This window comes from Haloarchaeobius ordinarius (assembly GCF_051801355.1).
GTDB lineage: Archaea > Halobacteriota > Halobacteria > Halobacteriales > Natrialbaceae > Haloarchaeobius.
Genome location: NZ_CP196560.1, coordinates 2,528,744 through 2,543,981, shown reverse-complemented (window position 1 = coordinate 2,543,981; position 15,238 = coordinate 2,528,744). Strand labels below are relative to the sequence as shown.

The following is a 15,238-nucleotide window of genomic DNA, read 5'->3' as shown; positions in this document are numbered from 1 at the left end:
TCTATAGACTCTGGAGGTGTATCAATGATACAAGGGCTCACGGACACGCCACGCGGCAGAATACTCGGGTTTCTGGTTGCAGTACTCGGGACGGTCGTCATCGCGTTCGGCCCCTCGCCCGAGGGGCTCTCGATCCGCGGACAGTACGCCATCGCCACGATGTTCTTCGCGGGGAGCCTCTGGGTGACCGGGACGCTCCCGCTCGCGGTGACGGCGCTCTCGATTCCGGTGTTGCTGACGGCGTTCGGGGTCTACGACGACATCGACCCCGCCCTTTCGGGCTTCGCCGACCACCTCATCTTCCTGTTCATCGCCGGGTTCATGCTGGCGAACGCGCTCCAGAAGTACGACATCGACCGTCGTATCGCGCTCTGGATCATGAGCAAGATGGGGACCTCGCCCCGGAACCTCATCGCGGCCATCATGCTCGCGACCGCCTTCCTCTCGATGTGGGTGTCGAACACCGCCACGACGGCGATGATGACCCCCATCGCGATGGGTGTGCTCGCGCAGGTCATCGGCCGCGAACAGATCGAGGACGAAGACTCCGACGGCGACGCCTTCTACAACATGCAGGTCGCCACCCTGCTCGGCACGGCCTACGCCGCCAGCGTCGGTGGTGTCGGGACGCTCATCGGGACGCCCCCGAACGCGGTCGTCGCGACGCAGGCCAACGCCATCCTCGGGTACGAGATCGGCTTCGTCGACTGGCTGCTCATCGGGCTTCCGATCGTCGTTCTCACGCTCCCGCTGGTCTGGTACATCCTCACCTACTGGCTCTACCCGCCACAGATCGAGGACGTGAGCGAGGCCCGTCGCGAGGCCGAGCGCTACCTCGAGGAGGAGGGACCCCTCGACCCCCGCGGGCGTCGTGTCGCGTACATCTTCACTGCGACCGCGGGCCTCTGGGTCCTCGGCGGGCTGGACATCTTCTTCGAGGGGCTGCTCCCACAGGTCTGGTTCAACACGCTGTTCGGCACCAGCGAGGGTCAGACCGTCTTCGGTGTCGCCGGCCACGAGGGGCTGCTCTACTACGTGATGGTCGGGATGTACGCCATCCCGGCGCTCGTCCTCGCCGACACCGTCGACTGGGACGACCTGGTCGACATCGACTGGGGCACCATCCTGCTGTTCGGCGGCGGTATCGCGCTCGCCGACGCGTTCGCGAAGACCGGTGCGACCGAGTGGATCGCCCGCACCATCTTCGGGAACCTGACGAGCGCGCCCATCATCCTCGTCGTCGCGGCCATCGTCCTGCTCGTCATCTTCCTCACCGAGATGACCTCGAACACCGCGACCGCGACCATCATCGTCCCCGTCCTCATCGGTATCGGAGGCATCTTCGCGTCGACACTCGGCCTCGGGGAGGTCTCGGCTGGCATCTTCCTGGCGGTCAGCGGGGCCATCGCCGCCTCCTTCGCGTTCGCACTCCCGGTCGCCACGCCGCCGAACGCCATCGTCTTCGGCAGTGGCCACCTCAAGCAAGAGCACATGATGCGCGCCGGTGTCGTCCTGAATCTGGTGATGACCGGTGTGCTCACCGTCCTCATCTGGGGGCTGTTCAAGTTCGTCTGGCCCAGCTTCCTCTGGTAACCGGGCACCCTCGTTCTGACCGTGCTTGACTACGCTTAAGGCCCCACGGGCCGGTCTGTCGCACATGCAACCACGCGACCTCTCGGCCCACGTCGCCTACGAGGCCGGGCGCGGTATCGAGGAGGTCGCCAGGGACCTCGGCATGGACCCGGCGGCCCTCACGAAACTCGCGTCCAACGAGAACCCCCACGGGCCGTCCCCGGAGGCCATCGCGGCCATCCAGGAGGCGGCACCGGGCATGTCTTCGTACCCGAAGGCGGCCCACGCCGACCTCACCGGAGCCATCGCAGACCGCTGGGACTGCGACCCCGCGCAGGTCTGGCTGGCCAACGGCGGCGACGGCGCGCTCGACTATCTCGCTCGCGCGATGCTCGAACCCGGCGACGCCGTGCTCGTGCCCGACCCTGGCTTCGCCTACTACGGGATGAGCGCCCGCTACCACCACGGCGAGGTCGAGCAGTACACGCTCAACGACCCGGACCTCGCGCTCACCGCCGAGACCGTCCTCTCGGACTACGACGGCGAGCGCATCGTCTACCTGACCAGCCCCCACAACCCGACCGGTGGGACGTTCTCGCTCTCCGCCGTCGAGACCGTCGCCGACGAGACCGGCGAGGACACGCTCGTCGTCGTCGACGAGGCCTACGGCGAGTACGCCGAGACCGAGAGCGCCCGCAGCCTGCTGGACGAGCGCGACGACGTCGCCATCCTGCGGACCTTCTCGAAGGCCTACGGGCTGGCTGGTGTCCGGCTGGGGTACGCACTGGTCCCCGAGGACTGGGCTGGCGCGTACGCGCGGGTCAACACCCCATTCGCCGCGAGCGAGCTGGCCTGCCGGGCCGGGCTCGCCGCCATGGGTGACGACGCACACGTCGAGAAGTCGGTCGAAACCGCCCGCTGGGCGCGTGAGTTCATGCGCGACGAGATAGACGCCCCGGTGTGGGAGAGCGAGGGCAACTTCGTCCTCGTGGACGTCTCCGGGGCTCGCGGCGAGGAGGCCGCGGCCGACGTCGCCGACGAGATGCAACACGAAGGCGTCATCGTCCGCGACTGCACGAGCTTCGGCCTGCCCGGCTGTGTCCGCATCACCTGCGGGACCGAAGCCGAGACCCGCGAAGCTGTCGAGACGCTCAACGAGGTGCTGTCGCGGTGAGGGTGGTCGTCACGGGGACGCCCGGGACGGGCAAGACGACCGCGACGGACCGCATCGCCGAGGATTCCGACACCACCTACGACGTCGACCTCGACGTGGTCCACCTGAACGAGGTCGTCGAGGCCGAGCAACTGTACGAGGAGGTCGACGAGGAGCGCGACAGTGTCGTCGTGGACCTCGACGCCCTCGAAGCGTGGGTCGGCGACCGAGACGCGGTCCTGCTCGACTCGCATCTCGCACACTACCTCGACGCCGACCGGGTCGTCGTGTTGCGCTGTGCCCCAGAAGAACTGGAACAGCGCCTGCTCGACCGCGGCGAGAGCGAGCCGAAGGCGCACGAGAACGCCGAGAGCGAGGCGCTCGACGTCATCCTCTCCGAGGCCGTCGAACTCCACGGGCTGGAGACCGTCTACGAGATAGACACCACCGGGCGCACCCCCGAAGACGTGGCGGCCGACATCGCCGCCGTCGTCAACGGCGACCGTGAACCGAGTGCCGGTGACGTGGACTTCATCGACTACCTATGACGCTCGACCAACTCCGCCCTCAGATCAAGTCGCTGCTCGACCCCTGGGTTCGACTCGCCGACGGACTCGGCCTGAATCCCAACGCGGTGAGCGTCATCGCGTTCGCGCTCGCGGTGGCCGCTGGCGGTGCGTTCGCCTACGCCGGGTCGGCCATCGGTGACGCACCGATATTCTACGCCGTCGGGGCGACGTGCGTCGCGCTGAACGGCTGGCTGGACATCGTCGACGGTGAGCTGGCACGAGCGCAGAACGTCGCCAGCGAAGCCGGTGACATGCTCGACCACGTGCTCGACCGCTACGCGGATCTGGTCATCATCGCCGGTTTCGCGGCCGGTATCGGTCGCTACGACCTCGGCCTCGCGGCGGTCACCGGCGTCCTCATGACTTCCTACCTCGGCACGCAGGCCCAGGCCGTCGGCCTCGACCGCGTGTACGCTGGCTATCTCGGTCGCGCCGACCGACTCGCGCTCTCGGGGCTCGTCGGCTACGTCGCGACGGTCGTGGAAGGCGACCTCTACGGTCTGACGGTCGTCGGCTGGCTGCTGGTCGTGTTCGCAGTCGTCGGCCACGTCACCGCACTCCAGCGCTTCTCCGGCGCGTGGAAGGCGCTGAGCTGATTCCCGCGGTTCCGTTCCCGACCCGCTGCGAAAATCAGAGCCAGCACCACCACGGCGTACCTTTTATCACTGCTCACGGTCAACACACGGGCATGGTTCAGTGTGAGATGTGTGGCGCCGAGACGTCGCAGCCGAAGACGGTGAAGGTCGAGGGCGCAGAGCTAGACGTGTGCGACAACTGCGCCGACTTCGGGACCGAAGTCAAGACCCAGCAGTCCTCTAGCACGTCCACGAAGTATTCGACGGGCTCGTCGGGGTCCTCGTCGTCCTCTTCCTCGCGGTCGAGTGGTTCCAGTGGGTCCAGCCCCAGCGGTTCACGTCGACGGAGCGATATGTTCGACGACATGGACGAAATCGCACAGGACTACGACGACCGTATCCGCCGGGCCCGCGAGAAGAAGGGCCTGAGTCAGGCGGACCTGGCGAACGAACTCAACGAGAAAGCGAGCCTCGTCCGGAAGCTCGAACGCGGGGACACGCTCCCCTCCGACCGGATGCAGACCAAACTCGAGAAGTTCCTCGGTATCAGCCTGAAAGCCGGTGGCAGCAGCGACGACGACAAGGAGTGGAGCAGTGGCTCTTCGGGGACGACCCAGACGCTCGGCGACGTCGTCAAGCGTAAGGACTGATTACCGCGTCTGACGGGCGTCAGACCTTGGTCACAGGGCGTCTTTTTTCAAGAAGTATACGGTTAACCAAACAGTCATGAGAGATGACCCTGTAATGAGGGACAATGTCAGACGAGGCAACTGCTGAGACGGGTGATTCCGGCGACGAGTCACACCCGGACAACCCCCTCTACAAACTGTACGAACGATACATCGGGGAACCCGAGGAAGAGACGGACGTGTATCTCGGTTTCGGCCTGTTCTTCAGTGGCATCGTGGTGGGTGTGGTCGCGCTGTTGCTGGCGATCGTGAGCTTCAGCACGCTCGAACCCCAGAGCACACCCTTCTGGAACTGGACACGCATCTCCTACGCGCTCGGGATGCTCGCACTCCCGGCCACCATCACTGGTATCGTCGTCTTACTCCCCGTCGAACGGCGGGCCGTGTACGCATCCGTCGTCGGGTCGGTGTTCGACCTCGCTGCCGTTCTCTGGTTCGTCACGGTCTACCCGGAGCAGTGGAACGACTACGGCGCGGGGACCACGCTGGGCGTCATCAGCCTGTACGCACTGGGTCTCGTCCTGGTCGTGGGTTCGACGGGTGCGGCACTCGTCGCAGACCAGCTCGAACGCTACAAGAAACCGGGTCCGGCGGACATCCAGCCGGTGGCGGAGGACGAGGAAGAAGAGAGCGAACACTACAGCGACGAAGAGATCCAGGCCGACATCGACGATGCGATGTCTGGCGTCGACCTCTCGTGGGGTGGTGTCGAAAAGAGCGACAACCGCAACCTGAACTTCAATATCGACGACGGCGACATCGATACGTCAGGCTTCAGTCAGAAGACCGCGAAGGTGACCCGGTCGAGCGGGATCGACTCCCAGCTTTCTAATCTCAAAGCGATGAAAGGTGGGCAGAAGAAGACGGCGACCTCGAACTCCACCGTCGACGACCAGACGCAAAAACTCAAGGAACTTCGTGAGCGCCGACAGCGCGAAGCAGAACGCAAGCAGGAGGATTCGTCGCTCGGGGGAACCGGCGGTGCGAGCGTCGGTCTCTGGGGGCGAGTTAAGCAGGCATTAGGTCTCAGCTAACTGGCCACAACACATTTGTTCTCTGAGTACTTTATTCTCCTATTCAAACTGATGAAATAATTTCACATAGTTTTATACTTCGGTGGGTTGGAATTGGCAATTATGGCTAAAGGCCTTGACGTTGGCACGATGAACATCTTGTCTGCCCAGCAGGATGGGAACGACACGGTGTTCGTACAGCAGCGCAACTCTTTCGTCGAAATCGAGTACTCGGATATGGCCGAGCAGATGCTGTCGCGCTCGGAAGTCCTGCACATCCGAAAGGACGACAAGGTGTACGTCGTCGGTGACGACGCGCTGAACTTCGCGAACATCTTCAACAAGAACACGCGGCGGCCGATGAAACACGGCATCCTCTCCAGCCAGGAGAAGTCCGCCATCCCGATGATGAAGCTCATCATCGAACAGGTCGTCGGCGAGCCGAACTACCCGGACGAGAAGCTGTACTTCTCCGTGCCGGCAGACCCGAGCGACTCGAGTCTCAGCACACTGTACCACCAGAAGACCATCGAGTCCTTCCTCTCGAACATGGGCTACGACGCCGAACCCATCAACGAGGGGATGGCGGTCATCTACTCCGAACTCGCGGACAACAACTTCACCGGACTCGGTATCTCCTTCGGTGCCGGCATGACGAACGTCTGTCTGGCGTACTACGCGGTGCCGGTCATGAAGTTCTCCGTCGCGCGCGGTGGCGACTGGATCGACGAGCAGGCCGCCCAGGCGACGGGCACGCCGGTCGACAAGGTCACCTCCATCAAGGAGAACGACTTCGAACTCGACTTCACCACCGACGTCGGTGGCGTCGAAGGTGCACTCAGCATCTACTACGAGAACCTGCTCGACTACGTCATCGAGAACGTCGTCCGCGAGGTCGACGAGGAAGACGTCGAGGAAGGCCTCGACGTGCCGGTCGTCGTCACGGGCGGGACCTCCAGCCCCAGCGGGTTCGAGGAACTGTTCCGCGACCACCTCGAGGACGCGAACATCCCGTTCTCCATCAGTGGGGTCCAGCACGCGAGCGAGCCGCTGTACTCGGTCGCCCGTGGTTCCCTCGTCGCCGCACGGTCCGACGAAGACGTCGACGAGCCCGCACAGGAAGCCGAAGCGCCGGCCGCAGACGAGTAACTCCACGAGACCCGACCCACGTTTTTTACAGCCGACCGCCGGATAGAGTCCTCGAAACATCACGCGGGGCGTGCCAACGGCTCGGAGTCGCTATTTTCGAACAGCCACGTTACTGACAGTGTAACCGGACGAGAGAGAACCCGGGTGTGCCGTGGTTTCGGATTTATTCGGCCTGTGAGTTCGCGGGTCGTGCCGTCTCCTGCGTGTCGGCGGCGTCGGGGTCGGAGTCGCCCGTGTCTGGGTCGGTCACTTCGGCGTCGGCCGCTTCGGCGTCGTCGTCTTCGTCGGCATCCGCGACTGCCGATGCAGCATCGGCTTCGACGTTCTCGGTTTCGACGTTCTCGGCTTCGGCCCCGGGTTCGTCAGCCGGGGCGTCGTCTCCGGCTTCGTCGGTCACCGTCTCTGGCTCGTCGGTCGACTCCGGTTCGTCTGTACCCTCGACGTGGGATTCGTCCGCCGGTTCCTCCGCGCCGATGGCTGCGCGCCGTTCTGCCTCCACGCGACTGAGATTCGCCGCGTGTTCGTCGAGTTCGCTGTCTGTGAACTGCTGGTGGAACCGTCTGATGGCGTCCTGCCAGGACTCGATGCGGACCGGTTCAGACCGGTGTTCGACGTCGATTCCGACCCACCCACAGCTGTCGCAGCCGTACGCTTCGACGTCGCTCAGCGCGTAGTGACTTAACGACGACCCACACCGCGGGCACTCTTTCATACAGGCTACTCTTTATACGGAATAATAAGCGTGTTCCATTCTCTCACGGTCGACGGTGGTGTATCCTAATCTGTTCCAGTGCCACCACAGAAGATATAACTACAGAACATACGCAAACCTTTTTGTATGTCTACTATGTATGCAGATGTAGGATGAGTGCGACCCCGTCACCCAACGTCGAACGAACCATCGAGCACTGTCGACCCGAGGACGTCCAGCCGGTTCGGCTCGACGCACAGGCGCTCGAATCGACCGCCCCCGAGTACCTGCGCGACCTCAAACACGAGTTGACCGTCGAGGGATACGTCCCGTCCACCATCGACGTTCGCGTTCGATTCGACGAGGACTGCTCGCTCGCGACCCAGCGAGAGGCAAACCGCGTGCGCGACTTCGTCCGGGCGGCGTCGTTCATCGGGGCCGGCACCGTCACCGTCGAGTGTACGGTCGTCGAGAACCCCGAGAAGGTCCGACCGGCGCTCTCGGCGTGTGCCGAACGGGCCCGCCGCGAGGGTGTCACCTTCGAACTCGACGGACCCATTAGTCTGGACAGGTAAGTACCATCGATGAGCACACGGCGGGCCCTCGCCCAGCAACTCGGCGTCGTCGCTGGCTTCGATTCGCCAAGCGTCGAACTCGAACAGTATCCGACACCTCCAGAGGTCGCCGCGTCACTCGTCCACGTCGCGGATATGGAAGGCGACGTGGCCGACCGGACGGTCGTCGACCTCGGGACCGGGACCGGAATGCTGGCGCTCGGGGCCGCGCTCCGGGGCGCACACCGCGTGGTCGGCGTCGACCTCGACGGGGACGCGCTCGCGACCGCGCGCGAGAACGAACGTCGTGTCGGTGCCCGCACGGACATCAACTGGGTCGCCGGAGACGCGACACGACCCCCACTGTGTATCGGTGACGGCGTCACGGTCGTGATGAATCCACCATTCGGGGCACAACGCGGGAACGAACACGCGGACCGAGCGTTTCTGGAAGCCGCGAGCACGGTCGCGACCGTCTCGTACTCGATTCACAACGCCGGGAGCATGGAGTTCGTCGAATCGTTCGCGTCGGACCACGGCGGCGAGGTCACCCACGCGTTCGCGGTCGAACTCGACCTCGACCGACAGTTCCCGTTCCACGAAGAAGCGACGAAACCGATAGACGCCGAGGCGTTCCGAATCGAGTGGGCTAGCGATACGTCTCTCTGACGAAGACCCGCACCTTCGTCTCACCGACGACCGCGTACACCCTGTCCGCATCGTTCGTTCGCTCCTCTCTGACGAACTCGATACCCGCGATGGTCACGGAGGCGTTGTTCTCGGGGAGTGTCGCGCGCCCGAGTTCGGTGTCGTTCTGCCAGACGAACAGTTCGTAGCCGTCGGGCGTCCCGACGATAGAGACGTTCTTGCCGTCGAGTCGCGGCTCCGCAGTGGCGTTCTCCGAGGTGTACGCGAGGCGCCAGTCTCCCTCGGGTGGCTTCAGGAAGACGCGGTAGCTCGCTTTCCCACCGACGGCCCGCCAGCCATCCCTGTTCGCGGTCACCGTCTCGCGCCAGCCGAGACCGCCCAGACGGACCCGTCGCTGGCCGTCGAACGCCAGCTGTCCCTTCGAGACGGCCTGGTACCAGATGTTGCGGTCGTCGTTGACGACGATGACCCCCGACGACGAGACGTTCGTACTCTGGCCGAACGCCTCGATGTCGACGACCGACACCATCTCGTTCGTCACGTCCTCGGCGTAGAAGACCTCGTACCCCCGGACTTCGACCGCGCCGTCGGGAGCCGACGTGTCGTCCGCCGTCAGGAGATTCACCGGCACTCCGGAGCCGACCAGGACCGCCGTCACGACGACAAGCACGAGGAGGGCACCGGTCCGGGGCGTGAACGAGTCGAAGTCGCGCTCGCGGACGTGCAACCCGGCGGCGACGACGACGGCGAGAGCCACGACGATGGCCAGGCCGGGCCCCCGGAACAGTCTGTACGTCTCGTTCCCGAGGAACATGTACACGGCCCAGAGGTTCTTTGCGACCGCGAAGAAGAGGACGGCGAGCCAGATACGGAGCGCACTGGGTCGGTCGTCGCGACGGTAGAAGACGAGCACCCCGAGCATGATACCGAAGAACAGCCCGAGCGCGTGGCCCTGGATGGCGATACCGGCCCACCACGGCGGCGAGGGCGGGGACGCCTGTGCGGTCGTGGTGACGATCGGCTGTTGCAACGAGTTGTACAACAACGAGAGGACGCGTTGCCCACCGAGCACGGCGACGACGGTTGTCATCGGGTAGCGAACCAGTGCGAACCCGGCGAACGCGAACACGACGCCTGAGAAACCGATGACCGGCCCGAGCGAGAACAGGGAAGTCCCCAGGCCGACGAGCAACACCACGCCCGGGAAGACGACCAGCGCGCGCACCCACGGGTTCGAAACCCAGTCCGCGAACGAGTGTGACCCACGCTCCTCGGGGAAGTGTCCGTACGCATACTCCGCGATGGGGGCGAGCACGAGTGTCCCGATCATGTTCCCCGTGAGGTGGCCGGCGTCTGCGTGAGAGAACGGGGCCAGTACCATCCCGGTCGGGTAAAGGTACGACCACGCGCGGAAGGGGAGCGTGACCGGATTGTACCAGTGATTCCACCCGTCCTGGACGAACAGGTAGACACCGACCACGAAGACGATGCTCACGAGGGTTCCCCACGGCACGCCCATCACGAACCGGGACCGGAGTTGCTGGCCCCAGGCCCCACCGGGCCGGTCCAGCAGGACGACGATACCCAGCGAGACGAGAAGCGCCAACACGACGAAGACGGCGATACCGAGCGACAGCAGGTCCATGTGCGGCGGGAAGGCCCCGTCGTACATATGGTTTCGTGCCGGGTGGGTAGCCACGGAGACGTGAATCGAGACTCATCGCTGTGCGCGGCGGTGTCGGTCACCACCACCACCAGCGCATGTGACCTTCTCGTCCTCACGGACCAGAGACGCACGACGCGATTACGGCCCACCGGCCATCGTCCGGGAGCCGAGAACAGACGCGTTCGAAGAAACAGGAACCGGTTCTACACGTCCACGCGGTCGCCGATCTCCACGATTTCGAGGTTCGCTGGGTACGCGAAGCTCCTGGCGTGGTGGTGCAGAACTTTCGGGTCGCTCGTCATCCCCTTCCACATGTCCCAGTGGCTGGGGAGGAGCCGGTCGAGCTGGAGGTCGCTCGCGGCCTCGATGATCTGGTTCTCGTCGTTGTACCAGCGAGTCCGTTTCGGTTCGCCGGTCTCCTTGTCCGGGATGTTCCCGACCGTCCCGAAGGCGAGGATGCCGAGGTCGAGGTCGTACGCCTCTCCGAGCCGGGCGAACTCGTCACTGGGTTTGGTGTCGCCCCCGTGGATGACGGTGCTCCCCTCGTGTTCGAACACGTAACTGACGGGGTGGGTCGCGTCCGGGTCGTACGCGGGTTCGACGTGGACGGTGAAGCCGCCGACCTCGACGGTGTCTCCCTCTTCGACCTCGTGGAACTGCTCGTCCGCGATGTCGTACTCCGCCTGCCAGTCCTCGTCGTCGAAAGCGACCGTGAGGCTGTCGTCGGGGGCGTAGAAGTCTGCAGCCGTCCCTTCGAGGATGGGTGCCTGGCTCGGCCCGTGAACGTGGTCGGTGTGCTCGTGGGTGGCGAAGACGGCGTCGGCCTCCTCCACGTCGGTCGGCTCGAACGGAATCGGAATCATGCGGACGGTCCGGGGTGGGTCGCCCAACCCGACGTAGGGGTCGATGTAGACGGTCGTCCCGTCGCTCGCTTTCAGGACGAACCCGTTGCAACCGAGGTACCAGATGGCGATGCCGTCGGGGGCGGCCGACTCCACGGCGCGGGGAAGCCAGTCGCTCCAGTCGCTGCGTGTCATGGACGAGGATGCGAGAGGTACCGCCGTAAGCGTTGTCTTGCCGGTCGGATTTTCGCCGTCGACGTGTCTCGACGAGGATAGGCAGTGTCTCACCGACTGGACGGAGCGTGTGCTCTGGTGAAAGGGAAAGGTGGCGGAACTGGCAGTCCGCCGAAGTGGGCAACGACTGGCAGCCAGTTGGCTGCAACTGTAGCAACGCCGGACCCGGATATAAGTTAATTGGCCAACACGACGGCGGATAGATGGCGATGAGCAATGGTGCCTCGCCCGTTTCCTTTATAGTCATGGTGCGGATACGTGGCGGTATGAGTAGCGAGGTCGATCCGAACGCCACAATCGAAGTCGCCGCGGACGGAATCTCAGTAGAGAAATCGTTCGCTGCCGACGAGTTCCCCGTCCCTGCGATTCGGTTCAGCATCACGTCGAACCGTGACGAGGCAGTGACGATCCGACTCCACGAAGACATCCCCGAAGAGTTCCCCATGGACGGCGTGGGCTTTCACCCGGACTACGAATCAGACAACTGGACCGCGTTCCAGGACCACCACGTCGAGTTCCACCGGACGCTCGAACCCGGCGAAGAGCTCGTCACCGTCTACGGTATCCGCATCGACGACCAAAGCGAGGTGCCGAAATTCCTGACCGAGCCCAGCGTGTGGGACGTCGACAGCGAGGACGCCGGGGCTGTCGAGGCCACCCCCGAGCAGGACGAGACCATCGACGAGATCGTCTCCGACGATTCGAACCAGGTCGTCAAGGACATGCTCTCGGGAGACGCCGGGATTCCCGGACTCGGAGACGACGAGGGAGAGACCGCCGACGCCGAAGCGGCCAGCGGAGACGGCGGCTCGGTCGACATCGACCTCGGCTTCGACGAGGAGGACGAACTCGAAGCCGAGACCGAGGAGGACGACGGCCTCGGCATCGAACTCGACCTCGAAGCGGCCGAGGAAGAGGTGTACGGCGAGGAAGACGAGACAGACGAGGCGGACGACGAGCGCGATGGACCGGCTATCGAACTCGACGTCGACGACGATGGCGACGACGACGTCTCCGACGAGGACCTGGTTCTCGACGCCGAAGCCGACACAGCCGTGGAGGAAGCGGACGCCGAAGCAGACGTCGAACTGGACCTCGACGCCGTAGACGAACCCGCCGAGGACGACCTCGAAGCGGACGCAGAACCAGCAGAACTGGACGAAGACGTAGAATCCGAAGACAGCGACGTACCGGCAGGACAAGACGACGACGCCGAAGCGGGTGCCGAAGACGACGACGCCGAAGCGGGTGCCGAAGACGACGACGTCGAGTCCGAAGACGCCGACCCGGCAGCCGTCGCGTCTGAAGCTGACGACGACGAGTCCGACGCGGATTCCGAACTCGACGACGAGTCCGACTCTGACGTGGTCGACGACGAGAAGACGCAGGTCCCAGTCGAGAGCGTCGTCAGTGCACTACTGACAGAACTCCGGGAGGACTCTGTGTCGGACGCCGACCGCGAAGCACTCCGGACAGAGCTCGACCTCGAACCCGCCGGGACCGACGTCGCGAAGGTCGAACACCTCCAGTCGCGCGTGGAAGAACTCTCCGCGTACACTGGCGCGCTGGAAGCCTTCCTCGACGACGAGGGGACGGCCCAGCAACTGCTCGACGACTACAAGACAGAGGTGGCGGCGCTTCGTGACGAGGTCAGTGACGTCCAGCAGACCGTCGAGTCCAACGGGACGGAACTCGAAACCGTCACCTCTGACCTCGCCGCGGTCGAAGAGTCCATCGGCGCCGTCGAGTCCGACGTGACTGCACTCGACGAGCGTCTGGACTGCGTGGACGAGGACCTGCACGCACTCGACAGTCAGGTCGACGACTTCCGTGAGGAGTTCGAGTCCAGCACCGAACGACTCGACGAGGACATCCAGTCGGTCCGCGAAGTCACCGAGGACAACAGCGAGGCGGTCGACTCGACCCGTGAAGACATCGATATCCTTCGGGAAGACGTGGACACGCTCGAATCGGACCTCGAATCCCTCGAGGAGGAGGTCACCGCCATCCAGGACTGGCGCGACCAGCTCGGCGAGATGTTCTCCTGAAACGAATCTGTTTTTAGCCGGCGGACCGTTCGTCCGCTAAATGGCCGACACGATAGCTGTCGCGGTGCCACGCAAGGGGCGGCCCCTCGAGGCCGTCCTCGAACGCATCGCGAACCGCGTGGGCGTGACGGAGGTGGCCGACGAGATCATCTCCACCCTGCGCTACGAGAAGGCGATCACGAAGGGCAAGAAATCCGACGCCCGAAGCGTCTACGAACGCCTCGCGGAATACAGCGACCTGTCGGACCACCATCGCCCCGAGTTCACCTTGCTCCGGGACGACCGCGAGGGGATGCCCCGGCGCGTCGTCTTCGACAGCGTCACCATCGAGGCCGACGGCTACGACGTCCAGCTCGTCGGCCGCGAGGAGCCGTTCAGGGCGCTGCGGACCCATTCGTTCGCGCTCGGCTTCGACAGTGCCGACCTCGTCCTGGAGGAGGTCGTCGGTCTTCGCCCGGAACCGCTGGGCTCTATCGACGACATCAACGCCCGTATCGACCCACACGACACGGACGTTCGGGTCGTCACGGGTCTCGGCGATACCGTGTATCACACGCTGATGGCGACACCGGACACACTCGACGACTTCGGCGGTGGGAACCCGACCCGGGAGTTCATCGACCGGTACGAGGGTGACCTGTGCATCTCGCCGCGGTACGAGCGCCTGGTCGAGGCCGTCCTCGGGACCGACGCCATCGCGGACGTGGAGTTCACCTACCCCGAGGAGGGCAGAGAGGAGGAGGCGGCCATCGCCGACGTGGGCGCTGGCGTCTACCTGACGATGACCGGGTCGACCGCCCGCGACCACGGGCTGGAACTCGGGACGCGGCTGTTCCCCAGTGAGACCGTGCTGATGGAGAACGAAGCCGAGGCGACACCAGAATCCGAAGCCGTCAAGGAACTGTTCGATGCGGTCGAACTCGATACGGCGCTGGCCGTGAACTGACCGGGTTTCGGTGCTGCTTTCTTCGCTCCGAGTGGCCACATTCTGTATAGCGACATAGAATTCACGAGTCCGTGCTCCGACGAGTTCGTCTGTCGCTGAAACACCCCCGGAGTAACAGAAACCGCTCAGATGGCCGCTGTGCGGTTTCTTCGTGAGACAGTGGAAAACCCAAAGCGAGATGGAAAACAGGCTCTCGACACGGTGCTGGGCGAGAGAAACAGCGTCCCGGGAGTATCGCTGGACTATTCAACGTCGAACTCGGCCCGTCTGGCCCCCCTCTGTGCCGTCGGTTTATTGTCACACGAGTCTGCTCCACACCTCTTGGCGTCCCAAGACTCGCTCATGGCTCAGATTGACAACAAACTCGGCTGGTCGATTGCAGGGTTGCCCACCGGGCCCAGACACACCAGAATCTTGCCCAGCAGGACGAGTCTACTGACCGAGGACCAGAAGTCGTCGATCCACCCTCCGAGGGGGTCAGGAACCCCGGCGATCTGGGGCAGCCGGGTTGCGCGAGGAACCCATCGAAACCGCCCCCGGAGGACCCTCATCGACGCGAGTTCCGGGGGCAATTTTGCCAGTCCACAAACATATTCTGGTGGTGTGTGGCCTCACGAGCAACCCCCAGTTCACTGTGCCTGCCACAGAATCCGTCGCTCACGACACAACACATTGCCTGAATTGTATCATGCTTTGTGGTACTATCGGGGCCAAAACATAGTGCTATAATTCTAGATATGCTCGTTTCACCGCCGTATTTACAGACCCACTCGAGAAGATAAGAGCCCTTATCCCGAAATATGGGACACATTGAAGTGCCGGTGGTGAGTCGGTCTGTCCAGAGCTGCATGTCGAGAAGCTACCAGAATACAGACATCGTTTCGGACCG

Annotated in this window: 14 protein-coding genes; 11 read left to right on the top strand and 3 right to left on the bottom strand. The window is 64.1% G+C overall.

Features of this window, described 5'->3' with window-relative positions:
* The first annotated feature begins 24 nt into the window (after positions 1-24).
* From ACSC1R_RS13290 to ACSC1R_RS13260, 7 genes are all read left to right on the top strand, one after another.
* Complete coding sequence (locus tag ACSC1R_RS13290; protein WP_439026214.1) at positions 25-1,593, top strand: SLC13 family permease; 1,569 nt, start codon at positions 25-27, stop codon at positions 1,591-1,593.
* A 64-nt stretch (positions 1,594-1,657) separates the two neighbouring features.
* Positions 1,658-2,746 carry a histidinol-phosphate transaminase gene (gene hisC, locus ACSC1R_RS13285; RefSeq protein WP_439026213.1) on the top strand — a complete coding sequence of 363 codons (1,089 nt, stop codon included), beginning with the start codon at positions 1,658-1,660 and terminating at the stop codon, positions 2,744-2,746.
* Positions 2,743-3,273 carry an adenylate kinase family protein gene (locus tag ACSC1R_RS13280; protein ID WP_439026212.1) on the top strand — a complete coding sequence of 177 codons (531 nt, stop codon included), beginning with the start codon at positions 2,743-2,745 and terminating at the stop codon, positions 3,271-3,273. The genes hisC and ACSC1R_RS13280 overlap by 4 nt, the downstream gene beginning before the upstream one ends.
* Positions 3,270-3,890, top strand: coding sequence for a CDP-alcohol phosphatidyltransferase family protein (locus ACSC1R_RS13275; RefSeq protein ID WP_439026211.1), 621 nt, complete (start codon positions 3,270-3,272; stop codon positions 3,888-3,890). Before ACSC1R_RS13280 ends, ACSC1R_RS13275 begins: the two co-directional genes overlap by 4 nt.
* 92 nt (positions 3,891-3,982) lie before the next feature.
* On the top strand, positions 3,983-4,519 hold the full coding sequence (locus ACSC1R_RS13270; protein WP_439026210.1) for a multiprotein bridging factor aMBF1: 537 nt from the start codon (positions 3,983-3,985) through the stop codon (positions 4,517-4,519).
* Positions 4,520-4,623: 104 nt separating this feature from the next.
* Entirely contained in the window at positions 4,624-5,592 is a 969-nt protein-coding gene (locus tag ACSC1R_RS13265; RefSeq protein WP_439026209.1) for a DUF7139 domain-containing protein, read from the top strand.
* Between the two features lie 102 nt (positions 5,593-5,694).
* Positions 5,695-6,720: a hypothetical protein gene (locus tag ACSC1R_RS13260; RefSeq protein WP_439026208.1), complete on the top strand. Its 1,026-nt coding sequence runs from the start codon at positions 5,695-5,697 to the stop codon at positions 6,718-6,720.
* Positions 6,721-6,883: 163 nt separating this feature from the next.
* On the opposite strand, the gene ACSC1R_RS13255 is transcribed toward ACSC1R_RS13260, so the two are convergent.
* Positions 6,884-7,432: a zf-TFIIB domain-containing protein gene (locus ACSC1R_RS13255; RefSeq protein WP_439026207.1), complete on the bottom strand. Its 549-nt coding sequence runs from the start codon at positions 7,430-7,432 to the stop codon at positions 6,884-6,886.
* Between the two features lie 152 nt (positions 7,433-7,584).
* On the opposite strand from ACSC1R_RS13255, the gene ACSC1R_RS13250 reads away from it, so the two are divergent.
* Positions 7,585-7,986 carry a hypothetical protein gene (locus ACSC1R_RS13250; protein WP_439026206.1) on the top strand — a complete coding sequence of 134 codons (402 nt, stop codon included), beginning with the start codon at positions 7,585-7,587 and terminating at the stop codon, positions 7,984-7,986.
* 9 nt (positions 7,987-7,995) lie between these two features.
* Complete coding sequence (locus ACSC1R_RS13245) at positions 7,996-8,634, top strand: METTL5 family protein (protein WP_439026205.1); 639 nt, start codon at positions 7,996-7,998, stop codon at positions 8,632-8,634.
* On the opposite strand, the gene ACSC1R_RS13240 is transcribed toward ACSC1R_RS13245, so the two are convergent.
* Both ACSC1R_RS13240 and ACSC1R_RS13235 read right to left on the bottom strand, forming a co-directional pair.
* A complete protein-coding gene (locus ACSC1R_RS13240; protein ID WP_439028721.1) occupies positions 8,615-10,258 on the bottom strand; it encodes a rhomboid family intramembrane serine protease in 1,644 nt (547 codons plus the stop codon). The genes ACSC1R_RS13245 and ACSC1R_RS13240 overlap by 20 nt on opposite strands.
* Positions 10,259-10,482: 224 nt before the next feature.
* On the bottom strand, positions 10,483-11,316 hold the full coding sequence (locus ACSC1R_RS13235) for an MBL fold metallo-hydrolase (protein WP_439026204.1): 834 nt from the start codon (positions 11,314-11,316) through the stop codon (positions 10,483-10,485).
* Positions 11,317-11,621: 305 nt separating this feature from the next.
* Here ACSC1R_RS13235 and ACSC1R_RS13230 point away from each other — a divergent pair, with 305 nt between their 5' ends.
* On the top strand, positions 11,622-13,403 hold the full coding sequence (locus ACSC1R_RS13230) for an AAA family ATPase (protein WP_439026203.1): 1,782 nt from the start codon (positions 11,622-11,624) through the stop codon (positions 13,401-13,403).
* A 40-nt stretch (positions 13,404-13,443) separates the two neighbouring features.
* The gene (locus tag ACSC1R_RS13225) at positions 13,444-14,349 is read left to right on the top strand and encodes a hypothetical protein (RefSeq protein WP_439026202.1); all 906 of its coding nucleotides are present in this window, start codon (positions 13,444-13,446) and stop codon (positions 14,347-14,349) included.
* Positions 14,350-15,238: the final 889 nt, after the last annotated feature.